The 25,042-nt window shown below is 72.1% G+C and carries 20 protein-coding genes and 1 tRNA gene; 9 read left to right on the top strand and 12 right to left on the bottom strand.

Translation table 11 applies throughout. The annotated features are described in order from the left end of the window. The first annotated feature begins 166 nt into the window (after window positions 1-166). Together MQN93_RS28800 and MQN93_RS28795 are read left to right on the top strand one after the other, a co-directional pair. Entirely contained in the window at window positions 167-1,891 is a 1,725-nt protein-coding gene (locus MQN93_RS28800) for a S8 family peptidase (protein ID WP_016434411.1), read from the top strand. Window positions 1,892-1,925: 34 nt separating this feature from the next. Further along, window positions 1,926-2,519, top strand: a complete 594-nt coding sequence (locus MQN93_RS28795; protein ID WP_242711863.1) for a hypothetical protein — start codon at window positions 1,926-1,928, stop codon at window positions 2,517-2,519. Window positions 2,520-2,588: 69 nt separating this feature from the next. Here MQN93_RS28795 and mshC read toward each other — a convergent pair whose 3' ends face one another. From mshC to MQN93_RS28775, 4 genes are all read right to left on the bottom strand, one after another. Further along, the gene (gene mshC, locus MQN93_RS28790; RefSeq protein ID WP_016434413.1) at window positions 2,589-3,818 is read right to left on the bottom strand and encodes a cysteine--1-D-myo-inosityl 2-amino-2-deoxy-alpha-D-glucopyranoside ligase; all 1,230 of its coding nucleotides are present in this window, start codon (window positions 3,816-3,818) and stop codon (window positions 2,589-2,591) included. A gap of 195 nt (window positions 3,819-4,013) precedes the next feature. Continuing rightward, on the bottom strand, window positions 4,014-4,841 hold the full coding sequence (locus tag MQN93_RS28785) for an SCO1664 family protein (RefSeq protein ID WP_242711862.1): 828 nt from the start codon (window positions 4,839-4,841) through the stop codon (window positions 4,014-4,016). Next, window positions 4,805-5,395, bottom strand: coding sequence for a DUF3090 domain-containing protein (locus MQN93_RS28780; protein WP_016434415.1), 591 nt, complete (start codon window positions 5,393-5,395; stop codon window positions 4,805-4,807). The genes MQN93_RS28785 and MQN93_RS28780 overlap by 37 nt, the downstream gene beginning before the upstream one ends. Before the next feature lie 110 nt (window positions 5,396-5,505). After that, window positions 5,506-6,192 (bottom strand): histidine phosphatase family protein, encoded by a 687-nt coding sequence (locus MQN93_RS28775; RefSeq protein ID WP_016434416.1) that lies wholly within the window; start codon window positions 6,190-6,192, stop codon window positions 5,506-5,508. Between the two features lie 62 nt (window positions 6,193-6,254). Between MQN93_RS28775 and MQN93_RS28770 the strand changes: the two genes are divergently transcribed. Further along, window positions 6,255-7,253 (top strand): magnesium and cobalt transport protein CorA, encoded by a 999-nt coding sequence (locus MQN93_RS28770; protein WP_242711861.1) that lies wholly within the window; start codon window positions 6,255-6,257, stop codon window positions 7,251-7,253. A gap of 16 nt (window positions 7,254-7,269) precedes the next feature. On the opposite strand, the gene MQN93_RS28765 is transcribed toward MQN93_RS28770, so the two are convergent. Further along, on the bottom strand, window positions 7,270-8,058 hold the full coding sequence (locus MQN93_RS28765) for a ferritin-like domain-containing protein (protein ID WP_242711860.1): 789 nt from the start codon (window positions 8,056-8,058) through the stop codon (window positions 7,270-7,272). A gap of 237 nt (window positions 8,059-8,295) precedes the next feature. Further along, window positions 8,296-9,351 carry an LLM class F420-dependent oxidoreductase gene (locus MQN93_RS28760; protein ID WP_016434419.1) on the bottom strand — a complete coding sequence of 352 codons (1,056 nt, stop codon included), beginning with the start codon at window positions 9,349-9,351 and terminating at the stop codon, window positions 8,296-8,298. Window positions 9,352-9,463: 112 nt separating this feature from the next. Between MQN93_RS28760 and MQN93_RS28755 the strand changes: the two genes are divergently transcribed. Next, window positions 9,464-10,450, top strand: a complete 987-nt coding sequence (locus MQN93_RS28755) for an aldo/keto reductase (protein WP_242711859.1) — start codon at window positions 9,464-9,466, stop codon at window positions 10,448-10,450. Next, window positions 10,447-12,894, top strand: a complete 2,448-nt coding sequence (locus tag MQN93_RS28750) for a helix-hairpin-helix domain-containing protein (RefSeq protein ID WP_242711858.1) — start codon at window positions 10,447-10,449, stop codon at window positions 12,892-12,894. Before MQN93_RS28755 ends, MQN93_RS28750 begins: the two co-directional genes overlap by 4 nt. Window positions 12,895-12,997: 103 nt before the next feature. Here MQN93_RS28750 and MQN93_RS28745 read toward each other — a convergent pair whose 3' ends face one another. Continuing rightward, window positions 12,998-13,708: a hypothetical protein gene (locus MQN93_RS28745; RefSeq protein ID WP_242711857.1), complete on the bottom strand. Its 711-nt coding sequence runs from the start codon at window positions 13,706-13,708 to the stop codon at window positions 12,998-13,000. A gap of 47 nt (window positions 13,709-13,755) precedes the next feature. On the opposite strand from MQN93_RS28745, the gene MQN93_RS28740 reads away from it, so the two are divergent. Then, the gene (locus MQN93_RS28740) at window positions 13,756-13,944 is read left to right on the top strand and encodes a DUF5703 family protein (protein ID WP_007380901.1); all 189 of its coding nucleotides are present in this window, start codon (window positions 13,756-13,758) and stop codon (window positions 13,942-13,944) included. A 131-nt stretch (window positions 13,945-14,075) separates the two neighbouring features. On the opposite strand, the gene MQN93_RS28735 is transcribed toward MQN93_RS28740, so the two are convergent. From MQN93_RS28735 to MQN93_RS28725, 3 genes are all read right to left on the bottom strand, one after another. Beyond that, a complete protein-coding gene (locus MQN93_RS28735) occupies window positions 14,076-14,816 on the bottom strand; it encodes a chaplin (protein WP_242711856.1) in 741 nt (246 codons plus the stop codon). A 141-nt stretch (window positions 14,817-14,957) separates the two neighbouring features. After that, window positions 14,958-15,191, bottom strand: a complete 234-nt coding sequence (gene chpH, locus MQN93_RS28730) for a chaplin ChpH (RefSeq protein ID WP_016434424.1) — start codon at window positions 15,189-15,191, stop codon at window positions 14,958-14,960. Between the two features lie 162 nt (window positions 15,192-15,353). Then, window positions 15,354-16,679 (bottom strand): M20/M25/M40 family metallo-hydrolase, encoded by a 1,326-nt coding sequence (locus MQN93_RS28725; RefSeq protein ID WP_242711855.1) that lies wholly within the window; start codon window positions 16,677-16,679, stop codon window positions 15,354-15,356. Window positions 16,680-16,862: 183 nt separating this feature from the next. Here MQN93_RS28725 and MQN93_RS28720 point away from each other — a divergent pair. The 3 genes from MQN93_RS28720 (at window position 16,863) to MQN93_RS28710 (ending at window position 22,534) form a co-directional block, all read left to right on the top strand. After that, window positions 16,863-16,950 (top strand) — tRNA-Leu (locus tag MQN93_RS28720). A gap of 269 nt (window positions 16,951-17,219) precedes the next feature. Further along, entirely contained in the window at window positions 17,220-21,086 is a 3,867-nt protein-coding gene (locus MQN93_RS28715) for a Pls/PosA family non-ribosomal peptide synthetase (protein WP_242711854.1), read from the top strand. A gap of 77 nt (window positions 21,087-21,163) precedes the next feature. Then, the gene (locus MQN93_RS28710; protein ID WP_242711853.1) at window positions 21,164-22,534 is read left to right on the top strand and encodes a M1 family metallopeptidase; all 1,371 of its coding nucleotides are present in this window, start codon (window positions 21,164-21,166) and stop codon (window positions 22,532-22,534) included. A 27-nt stretch (window positions 22,535-22,561) separates the two neighbouring features. On the opposite strand, the gene MQN93_RS28705 is transcribed toward MQN93_RS28710, so the two are convergent. Together MQN93_RS28705 and MQN93_RS28700 are read right to left on the bottom strand one after the other, a co-directional pair. Then, window positions 22,562-23,446, bottom strand: coding sequence for a peptidoglycan-binding protein (locus MQN93_RS28705; RefSeq protein WP_016434428.1), 885 nt, complete (start codon window positions 23,444-23,446; stop codon window positions 22,562-22,564). Next, window positions 23,446-25,005 (bottom strand): DUF6519 domain-containing protein, encoded by a 1,560-nt coding sequence (locus MQN93_RS28700; RefSeq protein ID WP_242711852.1) that lies wholly within the window; start codon window positions 25,003-25,005, stop codon window positions 23,446-23,448. The genes MQN93_RS28705 and MQN93_RS28700 overlap by 1 nt, the downstream gene beginning before the upstream one ends. Window positions 25,006-25,042 lie beyond the last annotated feature (37 nt).

Genomic DNA, 25,042 nt, shown 5'->3' with positions numbered 1-25,042 from the left:
GCCGGATTGAGCCGTGCCGGTTGTTTCAGGACGGATTGCACACGTTACCCAATTCAACTTGTTTCAAACGGAGTTGGCGAAAACAGCCTTTACGCGTCGGCGTGCGCGTGCTTGGTTGTGCATCGACGGCGCACCCGCACGGACCGAACCGAAGGGAGCGGTACCGATGAGCGACCAGGTACAGCCGGCACAGGGTCCCGGAGCCGGTGGGCCCGGACCCGACGGAGCGGGATTCACCTATCGAGGAGCCGAGCAGGAGCTGATCGTCGTCGCGAGCCCCGGCGCCCAGCTGCGCGCCCGGGCCGAGGACGTCCGCTCGGCGGCCGGTGCCGACCTCTCCGCGCTCAACATGTTCCTCAGCGACGAACAGCTCCAGCTGCAGCCGCTGTTCGGCAGCGAGGAGCGACTCCAGCAGGCCTCCCCCGCACCGGGCGAGCAGGGCCCGCCCGACCTCGCGCTGTTCTACCGGGTACGCGGCGGGGAGAGCCGCGCCCAGGAGCTGCGGGCCCGGATCGCCGCACTGCCGGGCATCGACACCGCGTATGTGAAGCCGGGTGCCGTCCCCGCGACGGTGGCCGACGACAACCGGCGGCTGAAGGAAGGCGCCCCGGTCACACCGGACTTCAGCGGCCGCCAGGGCTATCTGCGTCCCGCTCCCGAGGGGGTCGACGCCCACTGGGCGTGGCACCGGCCCGGCGGTGCGGGGCGAGGGGTGACCGTCGTCGATGTCGAGGGCGCCTGGCAGCTGGGGCACGAGGACCTCGCCGCCAAGCTGGCCGGCATCGTGGTCGGCACCCCGCTCACCGATCTGGCCTGGCGCAACCACGGCACCGCCGTCATCGGTGTCATCGGCGGCGACATGGGCGAGTACGGCGTGAACGGCATCGTGCCCGAGGCGGTGACCGCGGCCGCGTCCTTCCAGGGCATCGGCACGGCGGCCGCGATCCACGCGGCGGCCGACCGCCTCGGCCCCGGCGACGTGGTGCTGGTCGAACTGCACCGGCCCGGGCCGCGGTTCGAGTACGCCGAACGCGACGACCAGCGCGGCTACATCGCCCTGGAGTGGTGGCCGGACGACTTCGCGGCCATCCGGTACGCCGCCGCCCGGGGCATCCTCGTGGTCGAGGCGGCGGGCAACGGCGCCGAGTCGCTGGACGACGCGGTCTACGAACGCCGCCCGGACGAGTTCCCCGAGTGGTGGCGCAACCCCTTCAACCCCTCCAACCAGTCCTCCGGCGCGGTCCTGGTCGGCGCGGGCGCGCCCCCGCCCGGCACCCACGGCCGCGACCACGGACCCGACCGGTCGAGGCTCGCGTTCTCCAACTACGGCGCCCGGCTGGACGCCCAGGGCTGGGGCCGCGAGGTCACGACCACCGGTGGCTTCTGGGACCGGCCGGGCGATCTGCAGGGCGGGCCCGAGGAGATCGCCTGGTACACGGACACGTTCTCGGGGACGTCCTCCGCCTCCCCGGTCGTGGTCGGCGCGCTGGCCGCCCTCCAGGGAATGCTCATGACGGCGGGCCAGCCGCCGATGTCCCCGGAACGTGCCCGCGAGGTGCTGCGGGCCACCGGCTCACCGCAGCAGGACGCACCGGGCCGGCCCGCCTCCCAGCGGATCGGCAACCGGCCCGACATCAAGGCGGCGGTCACGCATCTGCTGCCGCAGTCGGTCGGCTCGGGCCGGGCCGAGCGGTACTGGGACGAGCTGGTGCCGTATCCACGCGAACTCCCGCCCAGGCTCCGGCTGTTCGTGGCCGGTGCCTGGCGGAACCTGGACCACCCGTCCCCCGAGGTACGCCAGGCGGTGCACTCCGCCTTCGCGGGGGGACGGCCCGACGTCCGAGTGTGGTTCTCGGACGACGAGATCGTCGGCCTGGTCGTCACGGGCTGACGGATCCCAACCATCAAGGGAAGGTGACACCCGCATGAGCACCACCCCGCAGATGAGTCAACTGGGACAGCAGAACCCGAGCACGTCGCCGTACCAGCAGCAACAGCAACAGCCGTTCGGCCAGCAGGGCTTCGGGCAGCAGCAGCCGTTCGGCCAGCAGCAGGGCTTCGGGCAGCAGCAGCCGATGGGGATGAGCGGCTCGCTGGAGCAGCTCCAGCAGCTCGGCCAGCAGCAGCCGTACCAGCAACTGCTGCAGCAGATGGGGCAGCAGCAGCCCTACGGTCAGCAACAGCAGCAGGACCAGCAGGCCCAGCAGCAGGAGCAGCAGACGCAGCAGCAGCTCCAGCAGCTCGCGCAGTCGGTCGTCCAGCAGGTGATCCAGCAGGTCCAGGCGCAGGCGCTCGCCGCCGGCGTGGCCAACGGCTTCGTCGACATCGTCCACCCGCTCCAGGGCCAGCCGCAGCAGGTCTTCCTGCGCATCAACAACCAGTTCCGGGTCCTCAACAACCCGACCCCGCAGCTGCACCAGCAGATCCAGGAGGCCTTCGCGTTCGGCCACCAGGTGATCGGCGTCTGGGACACCCAGGCCCCGAACGTGCTGCGCAGCGTGCGGATCCAGCGCATCTGACCGGCCGCTGAACAGCAGTTGGGGCGCTTCCTTGCGCAAGGAAGCGCCCCTTCGTGTGCGGGACGAGCGCTACAGGGCCACGCCCAGCAGCGCGTCCACGGCGCGCGACACGACCCCGGGAGCCCCGGTGTCCGTGCCGCCCTCGGCGTCCTGCAGCGCGACCCAGCGGTCGACCGCGGCGAGCGCGGCCGGGGCGTCCAGGTCGTTCGCGAGGGCCTCGCGGATCTCCTCGACCAGGGCCTCGGCCGGAGGACCGTCGGGCCGGGAGACGGCGGCGCGCCAGCGGCCGAGCCGGGCCACGGCGTCCGCGAGCACCTGGTCGGTCCACTCCCAGTCGGACCGGTAGTGGTGGGCGTGCAGGGCGAGCCGGATGGCCGCCGGGTCCACCCCCTCTCGCCGCAGCGTGGACACGAAGACCAGATTGCCCTTGGACTTGGACATCTTCTCGCCGTCCAGGGCGACCATGCCGGCGTGGACGTACGCCTTGGCCATGGGGAACTCGCCGGTCAGCACCTGGGCGTGCGAGGCGCCCATCTCGTGGTGCGGGAAGGCCAGGTCGGAGCCGCCGCCCTGGACGTCGAAGCCCATGCCCAGGTGGTCCAGGGCGATGGCGACGCACTCGATGTGCCAGCCGGGCCGGCCGGGGCCCAGCGAGCCGCCGTCCCAGCTGGGCTCGCCCTCGCGCGCGGTCATCCACAGCATCGGGTCGAGCGGGTTCTTCTTGCCCGGGCGGTCCGGGTCGCCGCCGCGCTCGGCGGACAGCAGCCGCATGGCGGCCGCGTCGAGGTTGGAGACCTTGCCGAAGTTCGGATCGGACTCGACGGAGAAGTAGATGTCGCCCTCGAGTTCGTAGGCGGCGCCCGCCTCCCGCAGCCGCTCGACGAGCGGGACGATGCCCGGTATCGCCTCGACCGCGCCTATGTAGTGCTGCGGCGGCAGCATCCGCAGGGCGGTCATGTCCTCGCGGAAGAGGGCCGTCTCCTGCTCGGCGAGGCCGACCCAGTCGACGCCGTCGCGCTGCGCCCGCTCCAGGAGCGGATCGTCCACGTCGGTGACGTTCTGGACGTACTGCACCTGCCGCTTGGTGTCGAGCCACACGCGCTGGACGAGGTCGAACGCGTTGTAGGTCGCCGCGTGACCCATGTGGGTCGCGTCGTACGGCGTGATGCCGCAGACATAGATACGGGCGACGGGACCGGGGTCGAGGCGGACCACGCCGTCGGTCGCGGTGTCGTGGATCCTCAGGTCGCGGCCCTGACCAGGCAGGGCGGGGACCTCGGAAGCGGGCCAGGCATGCATGTCATGAGCCTAACCGGACGGAAGTTCCGTATACGAACCGGACCGGGCCGGATGGCCGGTGAGGCGCTCTTGCGCGGCAACAGCCCTTATGCATGGACATCGCCGCACAGGCCGCCGGGACCACCCCGCGGGCCGGTGGGGGCTGGTCGCGCAGTTCCCCGCGCCCCTGGGGGCGCGACAGCGCCCAGTGTGCTCCTAGACCGGCGGCCACGGAATGGCCGGCCACTCCCCGCCGGGCTCCGGATGCTTCCCCGACTCCAGCAGTTCGGCGACACGCGCGCGCGTGGCGTCGAGTTCGGCCCGGGTGATCAGCGCCGACAGCCGCGCGGCGAGCGCTCCCTGGGCGCCCAGGGCCTCCTGGAGCGTCTTGAGGACACCGACCGCCTCCGGGTCCAGCGGCTCCCCCGCCCACCCCCACAGCAGTGTCCTGAGCTTGTTCTCGGTGTTGAAGGTCACCCCGTGGTCGATGCCGTACAGCCGGCCTTCCGACGTCGGCAGCAGATGGCCGCCCTTGCGGTCCGCGTTGTTGATCACGGCGTCGAGCACCGAGAGCCGTCGCAGCCGTACGTCGTCGGCGTGCACCAGCAGCGCGGTGCGGCCCTCGCCGACCTCGGCGAGACCGATCGCCTTCCAGCCCGGCTCGGGCTCCTCGGCGTCCACGAGGGCGAGCAGTTCGGGAGCGTCACCATCGGCGGACGCCTCGATCCACAGCTGGACCATGCCCTCGCCGTACGGCCCCTCGCGCAGCACGGTGGGCGGGACGAGCCCCCAGCCGGTCGCCTCGGAGACCTCGTAGGCGGCCACCTCGCGCTGGGCGAGGGTGCCGTCGGGGAAGTCCCACAGGGGGCGTTCGCCGGCCACGGGCTTGTAGATGCAGGCCGCCTCCCGCCCCTCGTGGGAGATCGTGCAGTACAGCGCTGCGTTGGACGCCTCGCGGATTCTGCCGCGCACGGTGAGCTCACCGTCGGCGAGCAGCTCGACGGGCGTCACGCTCCGCGGCGGTATCCGTTCTGGCGCGGACATACGTGTCCTTCCGGGTCGAGCGGGAGGCTGCACAGCGGGCACGGCGGCCGCCCGGCGTTGACGACGTCGAGGGCACGCTTGGCGAAGGCTCTCGCCTGCGTGCCGGTCAGCCGGACCCGCAGCATCGGGGGCCCGTTCTCCTCGTCCTGCAGCAGGCGCTCCTCGGCCTCGGCGAGGTCCTCCTCGGAGTCGGCGTCGAGTTCGACGAGGGCCTGCGCCTCGACGATCATGCGCTGTTCCTCGCCGTCCCAGGCGAGCGCCATGGTGCCGACCCGGAACTCCTCCTCGACCGGGGTGTCCAGCGGGTCGGAGTCGGTGATCTCGGTGGAGGCCACGGCCGGGACGGCGGCGCTGCCGCCGCTGCGCCGTACGACCTCGTCGAGCAGTTCGTCCATGCGCTCGGCAAGGGCGGCGACCTGGGTCTTCTCCAGGGCCACGCTGGTCACACGGGGGCCTGCGGTGGCCTGGAGGAAGAACGTACGGCGTCCGGGCAGCCCGACCGTACCGGCCACGAAGCGGTCCGGCGGGTCGTAGAGGAACACCTGACGGGACACGTCCTGTCTCCTGGAATCGGGGATCGACATGGGACCGGATGGCCGCACGGCCTGCGGGTGCGGTCGGTTGCGGCGCTACTGCGACCGCTTCACCCTACTGCTCCCGACGATCACGGTGCGCCCGCACCGCCACCGACCGGGGCGTCGTCCGCGGGGGGCTCCTCGCGCGGCACCAGCGAGGTGAGGTCACCGGTGTCACCGAGGCGCACGAGGAACGGCCTCAGGCGTGTGTAACGGATCGCGGTGATGGAACACGGTTCAACGGAAATCCTCTGGAAGAGGTCGAGATGAAGTCCCAGTGCGTCCGCCACGAGCGACTTGATGATGTCGCCGTGCGAACACATCAGATAGACGGCGTCGGCTCCGTGGTCGCGCTCCACGCGCGCGTTCCACTCGCGTACGGCCTCGGCGGCGCGGGTCTGCATCGCGCGCATCGACTCGCCTCCCGGGAACGCGGCGGCCGACGGGTGCGCCTGCACGACCTGCATCAGCGGCTCGTCCCCCAGCTCGGCGAGCTTGCGGCCGGACCAGTCGCCGTAGTGGGCCTCGCCGATGCGCTCCTCGGTGTGGACGGCGAGTTCCGGCCGGGCGTCCAGCAGTGGCTGGATCGTCTCCCGGCAGCGCTGCAGCGGGCTGCTGACCACCTCGCGGATCGGCAGCTCGGCGAGCCGCCCGGGCAGTGCGGCGGCCTGCGCGGCCCCGCGTTCGTCGAGAGCGACACCGGGCGTCCAGCCCGCGAGCACCCCTTCGGTGTTGGCGGTGGAACGTCCGTGCCGGACCAGGATCAGCGTGGGCATGTGGCCAAGAGTAGGCGCACGCCGGGGTGCGTCCACGCCTGTACGACGGGAGAATGCGCTCCGTGATCGTGGACTGTGCCATCTATCGCGACGGGCGTCGCACCGAGGGGCCCGACGACTTCTCGGACGCTCTGGCGCAGTGCCGCCGGGGGCGCGACGCCTTCGTCTGGATCGGCCTGCACGAGCCGACGGAGAAGGAGTTCGACCGGGTCACCGAGGAGTTCGGGCTGCATCCGCTGGCCGTCGAGGACGCGCTCAGCGCGCATCAGCGGCCCAAGCTGGAGGTCTACGACGACTCGCTGTTCATGGTCCTCAAGCCGGTCGGGTACGAGGCGGCGAGCGACATCGTCACCTCCGGCGAGGTCATGGTCTTCGTCGGCGACTCGTTCGTGGTGACGGTGCGGCACGGCGAGGAGGCACCCCTGGCGCAGGTGCGGCACCGCCTGGAGGACGAGCCGGAGATGCTCCGGCACGGGCCCACGGCGGTGCTCTACTCCATCGCCGACGCCGTGGTCGACCACTACCTGGAGGTGGCGGGCGAACTCAGCACCGACCTGGAGGAACTGGAGACCGAGGTGTTCTCGCCGACCGGCGGCGGCTCGCGCCACACCGCGTCCCGGATCTACGCGTTCAAACGGCAGGTCCTGGAGTTCCGCCGGGCCACCGGACCGCTGACGCAGCCGCTGGCCCGGCTCGCGGGCAACGGGATGTTCGGCACCAAGGTGCCCTTCGTGCACGAGAAGGCACAGCCGTTCTTCCGGGACGTGAGCGACCACCTCACGCGCGTGAACGAGTCGGTGGAGGGGCTGGACCGGCTGGTCTCGGACGTGCTGTCGGCGCATCTCGCGCAGATGAGCGTCCGGCAGAACGACGACATGCGGAAGATCTCCGCGTGGGCGGCCATGGCCGCGGTCCCCACGATGATCGCGGGGATCTACGGCATGAACTTCGACCACATGCCCGAGCTGCACTGGACCGTGTCGTACCCGGCGGTGATCCTGCTGATGGCCGTCCTGGAGGTACTGCTCTTCCGGCTGCTCAAGCGCCGGGGCTGGCTGTAGGACCCGTGCCCGGGCCTCAGGCGAACTCGGGTGTGCTCGCCGCGGGCCCGCCCAGCGCGTCGCGCCGCTCCGGCATCCGCAGGCTCACCATGCGCCGCCAGCCCGCGAGCCGTTCGTAGGCGTAGACGGCGTGGATGCCGGCGGCGAGCACCGCCGACCTGGTCCTCGACCAGCCGAGGATGCGTCCCATGTGGTCCATGACGGCAAGGCTGACGTCGCGGTAGATGCGGATCTCGGCGAGCGCGCACTCGCGCAGCGTCCGCTGGATCGCCCGGCCGTGCCCCGCGCGCGCGAAGCGCAGCAACTCCTCGTGGCAGTAGGCCAGATGGTTGTCCTCGTCGTTGGAGATCATCTTCACCGCGCGCCCGACGTCGGGGTGGTCGGCGAAGTGCCTGCGCAGCAGGTCCATCTGCTCGGAGGCGCGCTGTTCGGTGACCCGGCTGTGGGCGAGGTAGGTGACGATGTCCTGAACGGTGAGCCGCTCCTCGCCCTTGAGCTTCTCGTGGGAGAGGCCGATGCCGTGCCTCTCCAGGAGCATCGTGTAGTCGGTCTCGGGCGGGACCGGGACGGGGTCGAGCCCGCGCTTCTTCATCAGGGCGTTGAAGATCCGCCCGTGCTTGTCCTCGTCCGCGCCGTGCCGGGTGATCTTGGGGGCCAGCCCGTGCTCGCTCTCCGGTACGAGTGCGGCGATGCGGCCGTTCTCCCAGCCTCCTTGTGACTCCCCACCGGCCGCGATGGAGCAGAACAGGGCGAACGATTCGTCGTCGTCGAGGATCTCCTGGAACAGGCTCTTTGCCGAAAGCATCGTGGACACCTCTCTGCGGGACTCACGGAACTCCGCCGGATTCCGCAAAGAACGAGTCAAATGCGGCTCGAGAGGTGCTGCAACAGCTGTATCGGACAACTCCGCCAAAAGGTGGACCCGCCAGGGCGCACGGGGGCGTAACCGAGTGGACCCGCGCGCGTTGTTCACCGTGACGGCCGTGGCGGGGAAGACCCCCCGAGCCCCCACCACGGCCGCAGAAACCTCCAGCCCCCGGTGTCACGCCAGTCCGGCGCGCTCCAGGGCCTCCATGCCGGCCCGGAGCGAGGCGAGCCGCTCGTCGAGCGTGAAGCCCGCCGGGTTCAGGCTGAGGCTCGTGACTCCGGCCGCCGCGTACTCCTTCATCCGGTCCGCGACGCGGCCCACGGAGCCGAGCAGCGTCGTCTGGTCGATCAGGTCGTGCGGTACGGCGGCCGCGGCGCCCTGCTTGTCGCCGGAGAGGTACTTCTGCTGGATCTCGGCCGCCGCGGCCTCGAATCCCATGCGCTGGGCGAGCTGGTTGTAGAAGTTCTGCTTGGCGCTGCCCATGCCGCCGACGTACAGCGCCGTGTAGGGGCGGAAGGCGTCGGCGAGCGTGGCCACGTCCTTGTCCTCGCCGACGGCCAGCGGCAGCGTCGGGTGGACGTCGAAGCCCTCCATGGTCTTGCCGGCCTTCTCGCGCCCGGCCCGCAGGTGCTTGATCGTGGTCTCCTCCAGGTGCGCGGCGGAGGGGAAGATCAGCAGGGCGCCCTCGGCGATCTCGCCGGTCTGCTCGAGGTTCTTCGGGCCGATCGCGGCGATGTACAGCGGGATGTGCTCACGCTGCGGATGCACGGTCAGCTTGATCGGCTTGCCCGGTCCGCCGGGCAGCGGCAGCGTCCAGTGCTCGCCCTCGTACGTCAGACGCTCGCGGGTCATCGCCTTGCGCACGATCTCGACGTACTCACGCGTGCGTGCCAGCGGCTTGTCGAACTTGACGCCGTACCAGCCCTCGGAGACCTGCGGTCCGGAGACGCCGATGCCGAGGCGGAAGCGGCCGCCGGACAGGGAGTCGAGCGTGGCCGCCGTCATCGCGGTCATCGCGGGCTGGCGGGCCGGGATCTGGAAGATGGCCGAGCCGATGTCGATGCGCTCGGTCTGGGCGGCGACCCAGCTGAGCACGGTGGCCGCGTCCGACCCGTAGGCCTCGGCGGCCCAGCAGACGGCATAGCCGAGCCGGTCGGCCTCCTTGGCGACCGCGAGGTTGTCCGCGTCCATTCCGGCACCCCAGTAGCCGAGGTTGATCCCGAGCTGCATGCCGTTTCCCCTTACCGATCAGTAACGTGCCTGTTCCGCAGACCCTAGCGTGAGAAAACTGGTTGTCCACAGGCCCCCACGCCACAGGTTCAGGCCAGTAATCTCGGCGTTCATGGAGCAGAGGCATCTCGGCCGTACCGGTCTTCGCGTGTCCCGTATCGGACTCGGCACCCTCACCTGGGGCAGGGACACCGACGAACACGACGCCGCGGACCTCTTGAAGTCGTTCTGGGAAGCGGGCGGCAACCTCGTCGACACGGCGGACGTGTACGGCGACGGGGAGGCCGAGTATCTGCTCGGACGCCTCATAGAAGGCCTGGTCCCGCGCCGGGATCTGGTGATCTCGACCAAGGCCGGCAGTGTGCCCGACCCGGACCGCCGCGTCGACGGCTCGCGCGGGCATCTGCTCTCCGCGCTGGACGCCTCGCTCGCCCGGCTCGGCACGGACTACGTCGACGTGTGGCACATCCACGCCTACGACCCGTACACCCCGCTCGACGAGACCCTGCACGCCCTCGACGTCGCGGTCAGCAGCGGGCGCGCACGGTATGCCGGAGTCTCCAACTTCTGCGGCTGGCAGCTCGCCAAGGCCGCGACCTGGCAGCTCGCGGCGCCCGGTACGCGTACGAGACTGGCCAGTTCGCAGATGGAGTACTCACTGCTGCAGCGCGGCGTGGAGCGCGAGGTGCTGCCGGCGGCGCTGGACCTGGGTGTCGGGCTGCTGCCGTCCTCGCCGCTGGGCCGCGGGGTCCTGACGGCCAAGTACCGGGGCGACACCACTCCCGCCGACTCGCGCGGCGCCTCGGAACACCTGGCGCCCTTCGTGGCGCCGTACCTCGACGACACGGCGAGCCGCATCGTGGACGCCGTGCAGACCGCGGCGGACGGGCTCGCGGTGACGCCCCTTCAGGTCGCCCTCGCCTGGATCCGGGACCGGCCCGGCGTGACCGCCCCCATCATCGGCCCGCGCAACGCGCAGCAGCTCACGGCGGCATTGTCAGTGGAGACGCTTAGTCTTCCTGACGAGATCTGCCGGGCTCTCGACGATGTGTCGGCGCCCGTGCACCGCTATCCCGATCACGACTGGAGCACGCTGTGAGCACGGACCCGGAGACCACGGAGAACACCGAGCCGGGGGTGGCGGCGCGGGGCGCGGCGGATACGGGCACGGCAGCACCGGACGCGGATCTCGCCGGGCGGGACGGAGCGGCGGGCAGCAGGGCCGCGAGCCGCGCCGCGCAGGACGGGCCGGCCGACAGCGATGCGCCGGGTACAGGGACGGCGACACCGGACGCGGACCCCGCCGCGCAGCGCGAGGTGGCGGGTGACGCCGCACCGGGCGAAGGCGCGCACGGCGAGGGCGTGCACGGCGCCCCGCGCGACGACGTGACGGACGCGGGGACAGCGGGAGCTGACGCGGACCCCGTCAGGCAGTCGCCCTCCGACGGCGACGGTGAGAGTGCTGCTCAGCGGTCCGAGGCCGAGGCCGAGTTGGCGGCGCAGCGGATCGAGCGGGAGCGGATCGAGCGGCGCAAGGCCGAGAAGCGCGGGCCCATCGACAGTGGCGCGAAGCTCAGCGGGAAGGCGGCCGATCTGCTCGCCGCCGTCCGGGCCGTGGAGAGCGGTCAGAAGCCCGTGGCGACCGTCTTCGGCGAACCCGAGCGCGCCCCCCGGCGCCCCACGGCCGAGCCGGTGCGCCGGCCGCAGCCCGCGCCCGCCGCACCGGCCGCGGCTCCGGCCCCGGAGACGGTGGGCGCGGTCGGACGCGTACTGGCCGACGGAGGCGCCCCGGAGGCACTCGCACCGCAGGTCACCGCGGCCCTCGGCGAGGGTGCGGACGAGCAGTTGCGGTCGGATCCGTGGCTGCTGCTGCGCGTCGGCGGCGTACGGCCGGAGCAGGCCGACGGCTTCGCGCGGGCGCTGCTCGGCGCGGACTGCCGTCCGGACGACGAGCGGCGGGGCCGGGCGCTGACGGGCTGGCTGCTGGAGCAGGCGGCCCTCGCCGGGCACACGGCCCTGGAGATGTCCGCGCTCATCGCGGCGCTGGCCCAACGGGCCGTGCCCGACGCGGAATCGGCCGTGCAGAGCGCCGTCGCGGAGGGCGAGGCGCTGGTCTTCCAGGACGCCCTCGACCCGACCGCGCCGGCTCCGGAGCCGGCCGAGGACGGCGAGGAGGCCGAGGAGCGCCCGGTCCGCGTCCTGATCGGCCTGGAGCGGTACGCCCTCGCGGAGGAGAGCCTGGCCGACGGTCTGGCCCGGCTGATCAACTCCGTGCCCAAGCAGGACGGTTCGGCCGAGGACTGGGAGCGCGCGGCCGCCGCGGCGCACGGCTCCACCGCCGAACTCGTCCGCGCGGTCGCCGGCCACGGCCTGGTGCTGCACACCGGAGGCGAGGCGTCCCGGGCCGAGCCGGCGGCGCTGCTGGAGGTCGCGGCAGGCCTCGGCCTGCGCGCCTGGGCGGCCACGCACACCCCGGGCGGCCGCGACCGGTTCGCGGCGGCACTCCGGGCCGGGCAGGGTCAGGGCAACTCCGGGCACGTGCAGGAGGGCGCCGGGCGGGGGCACCGGAGCGACGGCCGCGACGCTTCCCGCGCCACCACCGTCGCCGGTCTGCTCTCCGGCGTCGAGGGCCCCGGGCGGGATGCCGACGGCGCGCTGGACCTGGATCTCCTCGTCGTGCTGGACGCACCCCAGCTGGACGTCGAAACGGCGGCCCTGCTCATCGAGTCGCTGCCCGACGGTGCCCGGCTGGTGCTCTCCGGCGACCCGGCGGTGCTGTGGTCGGCCGGACCCGGGCGGGTGTTCGCCGACCTGCTGGCGGCGCGGATCTGCCCCCGGATCTCCTCCCGGCTGCCCGACTCCGGGCCGCTCGGCGAGCTGGTCTCCGGCATCGGCATCGGCGAGCTGGGCCAGGTCGACGCACCCGGCAAGGAGGTCGTCATCGTCCCCGTGCGGGACGCGGGCGAGGCCGTGCACCGCACCGTGCAGCTCGTCGCGGACTCGGTGCCGCGCGCGATCGGCGTTCCCCCCGAGCAGACCGTGGTGATCACCCCGGGCCACGGTGGCGCAGCGGGCACACGGGCGCTCAACGCGGCGCTGAAGGAACGCCTCAACCCCGGCCCCGGCCGCTTCGGCGGCTTCGACCCCGGCGACCGGATCGCCTACTCCCCCGCACCGGGGCGTACGGTCCCCGGCGCCGTGGTGAAGGCCGACGCCGACGGGCTGCATCTGTCGTGCTCGGGCCTGCCCGTCGTGGTGGCGAAGGAGCGGGTCGAGCAGTCCGTGCGGCACGGATGGGCGCTGACCGCGCACCAGGCGGTGGGTGACCGGTGGCCCGCGGTGGTCGCGGTGCTGCCCGGGGACGCGGTACCCGCCCTGAGCCGCCCGTGGATCTACACCGCGTTCGGCAGAGCGGACCGCCATCTGTCCGTGGTCCACGGCGTCGAACAGGCACTCCCCAGAGCCGTGGCCGAGGTCGTCGCCAAGCCCCGCACCACCCGCCTGCCCCTGCTGCTGGCGACCCAGGTACCGGCCACCGGCTGACCCCGCCCTCACCGAGCCCAGGACGACGACGGCGGCCCCGGGGTCCTCGCCCCGGGGCCGCCGCCGTCCCGGCCGTGACGTGACGGCCCGGTGTCCGCGGTCCTCAGCGTTCCGCGTCCAGCGGTTCCAGGTCCTCGTCGCCGTCCAGGTCGTCGTCGAGGTCGACCTCGTCCTCGTCGTCGTCGAGGCCGATGTCGTCGAGGTCCTCGTCGAACACCGCGCTGACGTCGAAGCGGCACACCACCCGCTGCGGGTCGATCTGGTCGAACGGCGCCTCCAGCCACTCGCCGGGCTCGGCCGGTTCGTCCGTCGCCGTCACCCAGAGCGTGGAGTCGCCCTCCTCCAGCCCGAACTCCTTGTGCCGCGAGGCGATCTCGTCCGGTTCGAACTCGCCGAAGAGGATGCCCAGCGCGCCGTGCACCGTCGTGGAGGCCTCCGCGCCCGCGCCTCGGCCGTCGTCGGAGTCCGCGGCCTCCACGCGCTGCGCCTGTGCCAGCAGCCGCTGCGGCTCCACCACGGCGTAGTCGCGGCGGATGAGCACGCTCAGCGCGTTCGGCTCCTCGGGACCCTTGTACGGCGGCAGTGTGTCCTCCGCACCGGGGATCTCGAAGGGCGTGACCTCGTCGTAGCGGTCGTAGAGCAGCTCGTCGTACGTCTCGGCGGCCGCGGCGAGCTCGTTGAAGGCCTCGTAGACGGCCGGGTCGTCCTCCCCGGACCTGCGTTCGACCGCGGCCAGGTGGCGGTCGAGCGCGGTCTTGACCGCCTCGGCGGCGGCGCGTACCTCGGCAGCGGTGGGCTGCACAGCATCAGACATAGTGCAGACGCTATCCGTACCGGGCCCCAGCCCGCACAATAGATGCGATGCCGGAATACGAATTTGTCGACGTGTACGTACCGCGCGGGGTTTCCCGCAAGGACGCCACACGCCTGCTGACGGACCATGCCGAGTACGGTCACTGGGAGTTGGACCGTCTGAGCCTGATGCGCGACGGAAGCCGCAGGGTGCGGTTGCGACGGCGGATCATCCGCCAGGTGCGTGCCACGTGGTGAGCTGAGGCCGGGACGGACGACCGAAACGGAGCGGGCCCCGCCAGCACGGGGCCCGCTCCGTTCTGCGCACCGTCGGGGGAAGTTTCCGGTGCTTCGTCCGCGCCTGTGTCGCTTTGTGCGGAAGCGTCGCCTTATACGGAAGCGCGTGCCTTGCGGTACATGACCGCTCCGGCCAGCAGCGCGCCCGCACCCACCGGGAGCACGACGCCCATCGGCAGGTCGCTGCCGGTGTGCGCCAGCTGCGCGGAGCCCTTGGGCTGGGTGACCGTCTGGGTGCCCGGGTGGTTCGGGTGCGTGTCGCCCGGTGTCTCGCCGCCCTTGCCGGGAGGCGTGCTCGGGGTGCCGGGGTGAGTGGGCTCCGTGGGGTTGCCCGGGTGGTCGGGGTTGCCCGGCGGAGTCGTCTCGTCGTCACCGGGAGGCGTCTTGTGCCCGCCGCCCGAGCCGTTGTTGGTGCAGTCGTTGTCCTTGGCGGGGTTGCCGATGCCGACGACGTCGACGCTGTTGCCGCACACGTTCACCGGGACGTCGACCGGCACCTGGACGTGGTTGCCGGAGCCGACACCCGGCGAGTCACTGGCGTGTCCGTCGGCCCGGGAGCCGCCGTGTCCGCCGGTGGAGTCGCCGCCGTCGCTCTTGTTGGCGCACGTGTTGCCCATGGCCGGGTTGAGGATCCCGACGACGTCCACCGTGTTGCCGCAGACGTTCACCGGGACGTGAACGGGCACCTGCACCGTGTTGCCGGACAGGACGCCCGGTGAGTCGGAACTGGAACCGCTCGCGCCCGAGTCGGCGTGGGCGTAGCCGCCTGCTGCGGCGAGCACGCCGGTCGCGGCCGCCACGGTCATCAGGCCCTTGCGGGTGACCTGTCGCATTGCTGAATTCTCCTGCCTTCGATCCTGACCTGGAATCCTGCGAATTCCACGAAGAAATCCGGGACAACGGCCGGTCGGCTCCGGAGCGCATGGCGTGCGCTCCGGAGCCGACGGCGTGAAACGACCCTCAGCGGATCGACGTCACTTGTTGATGCAGGTGTTGCCGAAGGCGGGGTTCAGCAGCCCGATCACGGAGACCGTGTTGCCGCAGACGTTCACCGGGACGTGAACGGGCACCTGAACGACGTTGCCGGAAACGACGCCCGGGGAGTGCACGGCGGCACCCTGAGCACCGGAGTCGGCGACAGCCAGGCCCGCACCCGCGAGAACCAGACCACCAGTGGCAGCCGCAGCAGCGACGACCTTCTTGATCATTATTCCTCCTTGTTGGCAAAAGCGATCTCGTGTTGCTGATCGCATTACCTGTAACGAGGAGGAAGTAATGGAGCTACGACCTGATGGTCGCATTCACCCGTCCCGGCGCCGCTCCGTACGCGCTGCCGATTACGAAGGTCACGAAGCGTCGATGTGCGACGGTCACGACGCGTCGATGAACCGGTCCAGGACGCGCACACCGAACTTCAGGCCGTCGACCGGCACCCGCTCGTCGACGCCGTGGAACATGCCCGCGAAGTCCAGCTCGGGGGGCAGCTTGAGCGGGGCGAAGCCGAAGCCGCGGATGCCGAGGTCGTCGAAGGACTTGGCGTCCGTGCCACCGGAGAGCATGTACGGGATGGCCTTGGCGGCCGGGTCCTCGGCCACCAGCGCGGACTGCATGGCCTCCACCAGCGCCCCGTCGAAGGTCGTCTCGACGGCCTTGTCGGCGTGCACGTCCTCACGCTGCACCTTGGGTCCGAGGATCGTGTCGAGGTCGGCGAGGAACTCCTCCTCGAAGCCCGGCAGGAAGCGCCCGTCGACGTGCGCCGTGGCCTCGCCGGGGATGACGTTGACCTTGTAGCCGGCGCCGAGCTGGGTGGGGTTGGCCGTGTTGCTCAGGGTGGCCCCGATGAGCTTGGCGATGCCGCCGAGCCGGGCGAGGGTCCCCTCCATGTCCTCCGGGTCCAGCTCGGTGCCGAGCGCGTCGCCGAGTTCGTCGAGGAAGGCGCGGGTCGTCTTGGTGACGCGGACCGGGAAGCGGTGCCGGCCGAGGCGTGCGACCGCCTCCGACAGTTCGGTGATCGCGTTGTCCCGGTGGATCATCGAGCCGTGGCCCGCGGTGCCGGCCACCTTCAGCTTCATCCAATGCATGCCCTTCTCGGCCGTCTGGATCAGATAGAGCCGGCGCTGCTCGCTGACCGTGAAGGAGAACCCGCCCACTTCGCTGATCGCCTCGGTGACGCCCTCGAAGAGACCGGGGTGCTCGGTGACCAGGTGCTTGGCGCCGTATGTGCCGCCCGCCTCCTCGTCGGCGAGGAAGGCGAGGACGATGTCGCGCGGGGGCCGGCGCCCGCTGCGCAGCCGGTCGCGTACGACCGCGAGGGTCATCGCGTCCATGTCCTTCATGTCGACGGCGCCGCGGCCCCAGACGCACCCGTCGGCGACCTCGCCGGAGAAGGGGTGGTGGGTCCAGTCGTCGGCGTTGGCCGGGACGACGTCGAGGTGGCCGTGGATGAGAAGTGCGGGCCGCGAGGGGTCCTCGCCCTCGATGCGGGCCACGGTGGAGGCCCGGCCCGGGTGCGACTCGAAGATCTCCGGTTCGAGACCCACCTCGGCGAGCTTCCCGGCGACGTACTCGGCCGCCTTGCGCTCACCCGGACCCGAGTGGTCGCCGTAATTGCTGGTGTCGATCTGGATCAGCTCGCGGCAGAGGTCCACGACCTCGTCCTCGCCGGTGACGCCCCGCGCCGTGTCCGCCTCGCTCACGCTGCTTCCTCCCGCTGTCACTGCTGGTGGTTCCCCTCATCCTCCCTCTCCCCCGGTCGCACCCCAAGAGCGGACCCGCTCCGTCACACGCCGTTCACGCCGGAAGGGGGTGACCGGGACCCCCTCCGGAGCCTGGTACTGTTTCCTACGTCGCGGCGGGCAAACCCGCACGACAGACACCTTGTCCGGGTGGCGGAATGGCAGACGCGCTAGCTTGAGGTGCTAGTGCCCTTTATCGGGCGTGGGGGTTCAAGTCCCCCCTCGGACACCACAGCGGAAGTGAGGCCGTGACCCCTCGGGGTCACGGCCTCACTCGTCGTGTGGGGCATCTCTCCTTCGCCGAAGAAGCGCGAGGTCAGCGAGCCGGTGTCGGTCTCCGGGTGTCTCCGAGCGGCCCTCCCGAGTGGCCGATCCAAGGTCGCGAACCTAGCGTCGTACTAAAATTTCCGGCTTGTTACGGAGCTGGAGGAGGACAACCCCAGGCAGACCTGCGGGCCCGCCAGCGCCCCGGAGGCTTCCGGGATCGAGACGCGAGGACCGATGGCAGCCATACACGAGGGCAGTGCTCTCGGCCTGCTCGACGATGAGCTCGGCGCTGAGATCCACCGGCAGTTCGGTGACACCGCACGTTTTTCGGGAGGTCAGGCGGCCTCCGCTCGCACGCTCGTCGACATCTTCGACGCGTCCGTACGCTCCTACCCGGACGAGCTCGCCCTGGACGACGGGACGACCCGGCTGACCTATCGCGCGCTGGCCGCCGAGGTGGAGCGGCTGCGCGGGCGGCTGGCCGCGGCCGGTGTCGGGCTCGGTGACCGGGTCGGTGTCCGCGTGCCGTCGGGGAGCAACGACCTCTATGTCGCCGTCCTGGCGGTTCTCGCCGCGGGTGCGGCCTACGTCCCCGTGGATGCCGAGGACCCGGACGAGCGGGCCGAGTTGGTGTTCGGCGAGGCGGAGGTACGGGCCGTCGTCGGGGCCGGGCACGAGCTGACCGTCACCGGGCGCGGCGACGTGCCCGCCGCGCGGCCCGGCGTCGGGAGCGACGCGTGGATCATCTTCACCTCCGGCTCGACCGGGAAGCCCAAGGGCGTCGCGGTCGGCCACCGCAGTGCCGCCGCGTTCGTGGACGCCGAGGCCGCGTTGTTCCTGACCGACGACCCGATCGGTCCCGGTGACAGGGTCATGGCGGGGCTGTCGGTCGCCTTCGACGCGTCCTGCGAGGAGATGTGGCTGGCCTGGCGCCACGGCGCCTGTCTGGTGCCCGTGCCCCGCTCGCAGGTCCGCAGCGGCGCCGATCTCGGGCCCTGGCTGGTCGAGCAGGAGATCACCGTCGTCTCGACGGTGCCGACGCTGGCCGCGCTGTGGGAGCCGGAGACCCTCAACGACGTACGCCTGCTGATCTTCGGTGGTGAGGCGTGCCCGCCCGAGCTGGTGCAACGGCTGGTGACCGAGGGGCGCGAGGTCTGGAACACCTACGGGCCGACCGAGGCGACGGTGGTCGCGTGCGCCTCGTTGCTGGGCGGCGAGGAGCCCGTTCGGATCGGGCTGCCGCTGGACGGCTACGAGCTGGCCGTCGTCGACGAGGCCGGGGAGCCCGTGCCGATGGGCGGCAGCGGGCAGTTGGTGATCGGCGGGGTCGGGCTCGCCCGCTATCTCGACGCCGAGAAGGACGCGGAGAAGTACGCGCCACTGGAGGCGCTGGGCTGGGATCGGGCGTACCGCAGCGGTGACCTCGTCAAGGCCGAGCCGGAGGGGCTGGTGTTCCTGGGGCGGGCCGACGAGCAGATCAAGCTCGGCGGTCGCCGCATCGAGCTCGGCGAGGTGGACGCCGCGCTGCAGGCGCTGCCCGGTGTCGCGGGCGCCGCGGCCGCCGTGCGCACCGCCCGCAGCGGCAACCAGCTCCTCGTCGGCTACGTCGTCACCCAGGACGGCTGGGACCACGCGGCCGCCGTGCAGAAGCTGCGCGCCGAACTGCCCGCCGCGCTCGTCCCGTTGCTCGCCCCGGTCGAGGTCCTGCCGACCCGGACCAGCGGCAAGGTCGACCGGAACGCACTGCCCTGGCCCCTGGAGGGGCTGGAGACCAGCGGTCCCGCCGAGCAGCTCTACGGCACCGAGGCGTGGCTGGCCGAGCAGTGGACGGCAGTCCTCGGCATCCCCGTCACCGGCGCCCGGGACGACTTCTTCGCGATCGGCGGCGGCAGCCTGGCCGCCGCGCAGCTGACGACAAGGCTGCGCGCCCGCTACCCGAGCGCCGCCGTCCTCGACATCTACCAGCAGCCCACCCTGCGCAAGCTGGCCCGGCACCTGGAGGAGTCGGCGCACGACGACGGGGGTGAGCGCACCGTCGCCCCGGTGCCGGTCCGCGCCAAGGTGATCCAACTGCTGCTGCTCGTCCCTTTGTTCACCCTGCTCGGACTGCGCTGGACGGTCGCGCTCGCGGCGGCCGGGAATCTGCTGCCCGCCTGGTCCTGGCTGCCGACGGCCCCCTGGTGGCTGCTCGCGCTCGGTGGTCTCGTGCTCTGCACGCCGCCCGGGCGGCTCGCGACGGCCGCGGGCGGTGCGCGGCTGCTGCTGCGGGGTGTGCAGCCCGGCCGGTACCCGCGCGGCGGCGGCGTCCATCTGCGGCTGTGGACCGCCGAGCGGCTCGCCGAGGTCAGCGGGGCGACCTCGCTGACCGGCTCCTGGCTGGAGCGGTACGCACGCGCGCTGGGCGCCAAGGTCGGCCAGGACGTCGACCTGCACTCGCTGCCGCCGGTCACCGGTCTGCTCAAGCTGGGCCGGGGCGCGGCCGTGGAGTCCGAGGTCGATCTGTCCGGCTGGTGGCTGGACGGCGACCGGCTGGAGATCGGCGCGGTCAAGGTCGGCGCGCACGCCACCGTCGGTACCCGCAGCATGCTCTTCCCGGGCGCCCACGTGGGCAAGCGCGCCGAGGTGGCGCCGGGCTCGGCGGTCACCGGGCAGATCCCGACCGGTCAGCGCTGGGCCGGTGGGCCCGCGGTCAAGCTCGGCAAGGCCAAGCGCAACTGGCCCAAGGAGCGCCCGCAGCGGGGCACGTACTGGCGTGTGATGTACGGCCTGACGGGCCTCGCGCTGTCCGCGCTGCCGCTGCTCGCGGGCGGGGCCGCGTTCCTCGTGGCGTGCGCGTTCGTCGACCCGGCCGCGCCCGTGCGGGGTGCCGCCCTCGCGCTCGTCCCGGCGACACTGGCCTTCGGGGCGGCGTACGCGCTGCTGATCGTCGTCTGTGTACGGCTGCTGAGCCTGGGGCTGCGCGAGGGCACGTATCCGACGCACAGCAGGACCGGCTGGCAGGCCTGGACGGTCACGCAGCTGATGGACCGCGCCCGCGAGACCCTGTTCCCGCTGTACGCCGGGCTGGTCACGCCGGTGTGGCTGCGGCTGCTCGGGATGCGGATCGGGCGCGGGGCCGAGGTGTCCACCGTGCTCGCGCTGCCGAGCCTGACCACGGTCGGCGAGGGTGCGTTCCTCGCCGACGACACGCTGACCGCGCCGTACGAACTCGGCCGGGGCTGGATGCGGATCGGGCGCGCGGAGATCGGGCGGCGGGCGTTCCTCGGGAACTCCGGGATGACGGCGCCGGGGCGCAGTGTGCCGGACGGCGGTCTGGTCGGGGTGCTGTCGGCGACGCCGAAGAAGGCCAAGAAGGGCAGCTCCTATCTGGGGCTGCCGCCGGTGCGGCTGCCGCGGAGCACGGAGTCCGGCGACCAGAGCCGGACCTACGACCCGCCGGCCCGGCTGCTGTGGGCGCGCGCTCTGGTGGAGCTGTGCCGGATCGTGCCGGTGTTCTGCTCGGCGGCGATCGCGGCCGCCACGGTGGCGGTGCTGTGTCTGCTGGGGCCGTGGGCGGCGCCGCTGTCCGGGCTGGTGCTGCTCGCGGCGGGCGGCGCGGCGGCCGGCGTCTCGATCGTCGCGAAGTGGCTGCTCGTGGGGCGGCACCGCGCGGGTGAGCACCCGCTGTGGAGCGGATTCGTGTGGCGCAACGAGCTGGCGGACACCTTCGTCGAGGTGGTCGCGGTGCCGTGGCTGGCCGCCTCGGTGCCGGGGACGCCGCTGATGACGGGCTGGCTGCGCGGCCTTGGTGCGCGGATCGGCAGGGGCGTGTGGGTGGAGAGCTACTGGCTGCCCGAGACCGATCTCGTGACGCTCAGGGACGCCGCGACCGTGAACCGCGGCTGCGTCCTGCAGACCCACCTCTTCCACGACCGGATCTTGCGGACGGATACTGTGGTTCTCCGTGAGGGCGCCACGCTGGGCCCTGGCGGGATCGTGCTGCCCGGCAGCACGATCGGGGCCCGCACCACGCTGGGTCCCGCGTCGCTCGTCATGGCAGCGGAGTCCGTCCCGGACGACACCCGCTGGCTGGGCAATCCGATCGAGGCATGGCGTCCCTGAGCGCGGGTCACTCGGAGCCGGTGAGCGGTGCACCGGCACGGACGGGTGGCAGTACGGCGCAGGGAGCAGAAGCGGCAGTGGCAGTTCAGCAGGCGGCGGGTTCGGACCCGTACTTCCCGGACCACGGTGACGCCCGGTACCGGGTGCACCGCTACGAGCTCGCGCTGGACTACCGCCCCGGCCCGAACCGGCTGGCCGGGACCGCCCGCATCAACGCCATAGCGGGCCGTTCGCCGCTCGCCGAGTTCGTCCTCAACCTCGCCGACTTCAAGATCGGCCGGGTCCGGGTGGACGGGCGGCAGCCGCACTACACGCACCGCGGCGGCAGGCTGCGGATCCGCCCCGCCAAGCCCGTGCGGGCCGGTGCGGCCTTCACCGTCGAGGTGCAGTGGTCGGGCAACCCCAAGCCGGTGCACAGCCCGTGGGGCGGGCTCGGCTGGGAGGAGCTGGAGGACGGGGCGCTGGTGGCGAGCCAGCCGGTCGGGGCGCCGTCCTGGTACCCGTGCAACGACCGGCCCGCCGACAAGGCGTCGTACCAGATCTCGGTCACCACGCCGTCCGCGTACGCGGTGGTCGCGGGCGGCCGGCTGCTGACCCGTACGACGAAGGCGTCCACGACGACCTGGGTGTACGAGCAGTCGGCGCCGACGTCGAGTTATCTGGTGGGGCTCGCGATCGGCAAGTACCAGACGGTGCTGCTGGGCGACCCGGGCCCGGGCGGGGTGCCGCAGCACGGGCACATCCCGGCGCATCTGCTGCCCGAGTTCTCCCGGGACTTCGCGCGGCAGCCGCAGATGATGGACCTGTTCCAGGAGGTCTTCGGGCCCTACCCGTTCGGTGAGTACGCCGTGGTGGTGACCGAGGAGGAGCTCGATGTGCCCGTGGAGGCACAGGGGTTGTCGCTGTTCGGCGCCAACCACGTGGACGGGGCGCGGAGTTCGGAGCGGCTGGTGGCGCACGAGCTGGCGCACCAGTGGTTCGGCAACAGCGTGTCCATCGCGGACTGGCGGCACATCTGGCTGAACGAGGGGCTGGCCAAGTACGCCGAGTGGCTGTGGTCGGAGCGCTCCGGCGGGCGCGCCGCGCAGCATTTCGCCGCCGTCGCCCACCGGTTGCTGTCCGCGCAGCCGCAGGATCTGAAGCTGGCCGACCCGGGCCGCAAGTCGATGTTCGACGACCGGCTCTACGAGCGCGGCGGGCTGACCGTGCACGCGGTGCGCTGCGCGATGGGCGACGACGCGTTCTTCCGTATGCTGCGCAACTGGGCGGTGCTGCACCGGGACGGGGCCGTGACGACGAAGACGTTCACGGCCCATGTGAACCGGTTCGCGGACGAGCCGCTGGACGCTCTCCTCGATGCATGGGTGCACGGCGCCCAACTGCCGCCGCTGCCCACGCAGTTCCCCGCCCGTCCCACGCACCCGCCCACCAACGCCGAGTCGGCGTAGGCGGGCGGGGCGAAAGGGAGGCGGCCCTCAGCTCGCGGGCACCTTCAGTTTGTCCCAGCTGACCTTGCCGGGGATGCCGTCGGCGTCCTTGCCCTTGAAGCCGAGCTTGTGCTGCCAGGCCTGGTAGGACGCGCGGTCGGCGGCGGTCCACTCGGGGCCGGGCCCGACCTCGTAGTGGTCGCAGCCCTCGGCGACCAGGCGTTTGCCCATGGCGGTGATGAGCGGGGACTTCTGTCCGTCGTGGAAGAAGCCGCCACCGGGGAAGGGCGCGTACTTGGGCTTGGACGGCGGCTTCGAGCCGCCGCCACCTCCGCCGCCCTTGCCCGCCAGCCGTTCGGCGATGCGCTTGCGCATCCCGTCCATGGTGAAGCCGCGCGGGTCCGTCTTGCCGGGCTGCCACTCCTTGTGGCCGATGACCGACCGCTCGCTCCAGCCGTAGTGCCGGCAGATGGCCGCGGCCACCTTCTCGATGGCCTCCTTCTGCGCCTCGGGCCAGGGGTCCTTGCCGTCACCGAGGTTGATGCACTCGAAGCCGTAGAAGTGCCGGTTGCCGTCGGTGTCGGCCTCGTTGTCGTGCGGCAGCTTCGACTCGTTGACGACGGCGCGCAGGACGTCGCTGTCGCCCAACCCGGCATGGTTGGCACGGCCGTTGCCGACGAGGTGGACCTCGCCCTTCTTGTCGATGACGCCGTGGCACAGCGGGCCGGGCAGCCCGGAGTAGCCGTTGTAACAGATGTTCACCGAGTTCTGGGTGCCCGAGGTGACGGTGTGGTGGATCATCACGCCGTTGATCGGACCCCAGGGTCCCTTGCTGTTGCGGTTGTGGGTGCGCCAGCTGCGTACCTCGTGGACCGTCAGGCCCTCCGCCCGCAGGATCTCCAGCAGCTTGGACGCGCTCATGGGTGTGGCCATCAGTTGTCTCCCTCCGCCGCGGCCTCCGCTTCCGCCGTGGTCTGCGACCTTCCGTGCGACGGGTCCTCCGCCGCCGTCTCCTCACGTCGTGCCTGCTCCTCCGCGGCCAGGGTGGCCTCGTCCGCGGCCGGGATGCTGCTGGCCAGCGGACCGAAGGCGAGCCGCAGGTCGACGGCGCCCTCCTCGCCCTTGACCAGGGCCAGCGGGGCGAAGTGGCGTGCGATGCCGGCGGGGCCCTGGAGCAGTGGGCGGCGCGCCGGGTCGGCCGGCCATTCGACGGCGCCGGTCGCGGTGCGGGCCGGGATCAGCCAGTGATCGCCGGTGCGGTAGGCGCCGCCCTTGGCGAAGTACACCTCGACGCCGTCCTCCAGCGGCAGCCACTCCCCCTCGGTGACGGGGACGGCGCCCCCCTTGAGGGTTGCCGTACGGCCCTTGCGCCTGGGGCCCTCGTGGTGGTCCCAGCGGCGCAGGAAGGGGTTGAGGGCGGGCTGCCGCCCGACGCCCGGCTCGGGCTCGGCGGACAGCCGGACCCGGCGGCCGGGCAGGTCGAGTTCCTCGACGCGCAGCAGCGGCAGGGCCTCGAGCCGTGAGGAGTAGGCGGTGTCGGTGAACTCCACGAGGTCACCGACGGCCAGGTCGAGTTTGTCGTCGTGGCCGAGGGACGCCAACTGCACCCAGGTGCCGTCGAGTTCGTCGACCGGGAAGACCACGGACCCGTTCTCGCGGGACCACTTGAAGGTGGCGTCCTTCGCCGCGCCGCCCGCGTGCACCTCGACGCGGTACAGCTGGTTCTCCGTGCCGCGGTAGCGGGCGTCCGGCCGGACCAGGCAGGGGTCCTCGTCGGCGTGGTCGGGTCGTTCGCTGCGCGCCGCGAGCCGGGCCGAGGACAGCGCCTGTCCCTTCGCCCACTTCTCGAAGGCGGCGCGGACGACCTCCTTCGACGGGTCGGTGTCCTCGATCGCCAGCTCGGCGAGGGAGAGCGGCAGCACCTGCCAGACCACCTTGACGCGGGCCGCGGTGTCCGGCATCGCCGCGCCGAGGGCGACCTCGCGCAGCGCCGGGTCCTCGGCCGCGGTCACCGAGCGCTCCCAGACGTTCAGATAGACCACGAACGGCGACTGCGCGGGTGAGGGCAGCCGGTCGCCGGGCTTCTCCGGGTCGCGGTAGGCGTCGGGCTGGTCCCAGTAGGTCCAGTACGACGGCGGGGCCGCGGTGTCCGCCGTGTCGTCGGTGTCCTCGGCGTCCTCGTCCGGCACGGGTGTGCCCGGCGCCGGGCGGTCCGCGTCGACGAGGATGCCGTCGACGTAGTAGCGCCCGCCGAAGATGTGCAGGGTGTCGATGTCGTGCTTGCCGCCGATGTACTCGACGCGGAAGCCGGCCGCGTCGCGCGGTCCGCCGTGCCGGCCGATCAGGTCGGCGGCGAGGGCGCGGGCCCGGTGGAGCTGGATCGCGGTCTGCTCGTTGGCGTCGGCGTCGAGCTGGACGCGGCCCTGCTGGGCGACGACCGCGGAGTAGTGCCGCTCCGGCCGGAAGGTGAGGCGGGAGAGATCAGCGTGCATGAAGGGGGTCCCCCTGGTTCGGAAAAGGGTGCGGGTG

The sequence above is a fragment of the Streptomyces spinosisporus genome (genome assembly GCF_022698145.1).
Classification (GTDB): domain Bacteria; phylum Actinomycetota; class Actinomycetes; order Streptomycetales; family Streptomycetaceae; genus Streptomyces; species Streptomyces spinosisporus.
The sequence above is the reverse complement of the archived record's forward strand: the minus strand, read 5'-3'. Positions and strand labels throughout refer to the sequence as shown.

What these genes read in the sequence shown, in the direction of transcription:
- chpH (WP_016434424.1), bottom strand. Translation starts at nt 15,191, where the DNA reads ATGATCAAGAAGGTCGTCGCTGCTGCGGCTGCCACTGGTGGTCTGGTT.
- MQN93_RS28740 (WP_007380901.1), top strand. Translation starts at nt 13,756, where the DNA reads ATGCCGGAATACGAATTTGTCGACGTGTACGTACCGCGCGGGGTTTCC.
- MQN93_RS28755 (WP_242711859.1), top strand. Translation starts at nt 9,464, where the DNA reads ATGGAGCAGAGGCATCTCGGCCGTACCGGTCTTCGCGTGTCCCGTATC.
- MQN93_RS28785 (WP_242711862.1), bottom strand. Translation starts at nt 4,841, where the DNA reads ATGTCCGCGCCAGAACGGATACCGCCGCGGAGCGTGACGCCCGTCGAG.
- MQN93_RS28735 (WP_242711856.1), bottom strand. Translation starts at nt 14,816, where the DNA reads ATGCGACAGGTCACCCGCAAGGGCCTGATGACCGTGGCGGCCGCGACC.
- MQN93_RS28765 (WP_242711860.1), bottom strand. Translation starts at nt 8,058, where the DNA reads ATGCTTTCGGCAAAGAGCCTGTTCCAGGAGATCCTCGACGACGACGAA.
- MQN93_RS28745 (WP_242711857.1), bottom strand. Translation starts at nt 13,708, where the DNA reads ATGTCTGATGCTGTGCAGCCCACCGCTGCCGAGGTACGCGCCGCCGCC.
- MQN93_RS28715 (WP_242711854.1), top strand. Translation starts at nt 17,220, where the DNA reads ATGGCAGCCATACACGAGGGCAGTGCTCTCGGCCTGCTCGACGATGAG.
- MQN93_RS28760 (WP_016434419.1), bottom strand. Translation starts at nt 9,351, where the DNA reads ATGCAGCTCGGGATCAACCTCGGCTACTGGGGTGCCGGAATGGACGCG.
- MQN93_RS28705 (WP_016434428.1), bottom strand. Translation starts at nt 23,446, where the DNA reads ATGGCCACACCCATGAGCGCGTCCAAGCTGCTGGAGATCCTGCGGGCG.
- MQN93_RS28700 (WP_242711852.1), bottom strand. Translation starts at nt 25,005, where the DNA reads ATGCACGCTGATCTCTCCCGCCTCACCTTCCGGCCGGAGCGGCACTAC.
- MQN93_RS28800 (WP_016434411.1), top strand. Translation starts at nt 167, where the DNA reads ATGAGCGACCAGGTACAGCCGGCACAGGGTCCCGGAGCCGGTGGGCCC.
- MQN93_RS28775 (WP_016434416.1), bottom strand. Translation starts at nt 6,192, where the DNA reads ATGCCCACGCTGATCCTGGTCCGGCACGGACGTTCCACCGCCAACACC.
- mshC (WP_016434413.1), bottom strand. Translation starts at nt 3,818, where the DNA reads ATGCATGCCTGGCCCGCTTCCGAGGTCCCCGCCCTGCCTGGTCAGGGC.
- MQN93_RS28795 (WP_242711863.1), top strand. Translation starts at nt 1,926, where the DNA reads ATGAGCACCACCCCGCAGATGAGTCAACTGGGACAGCAGAACCCGAGC.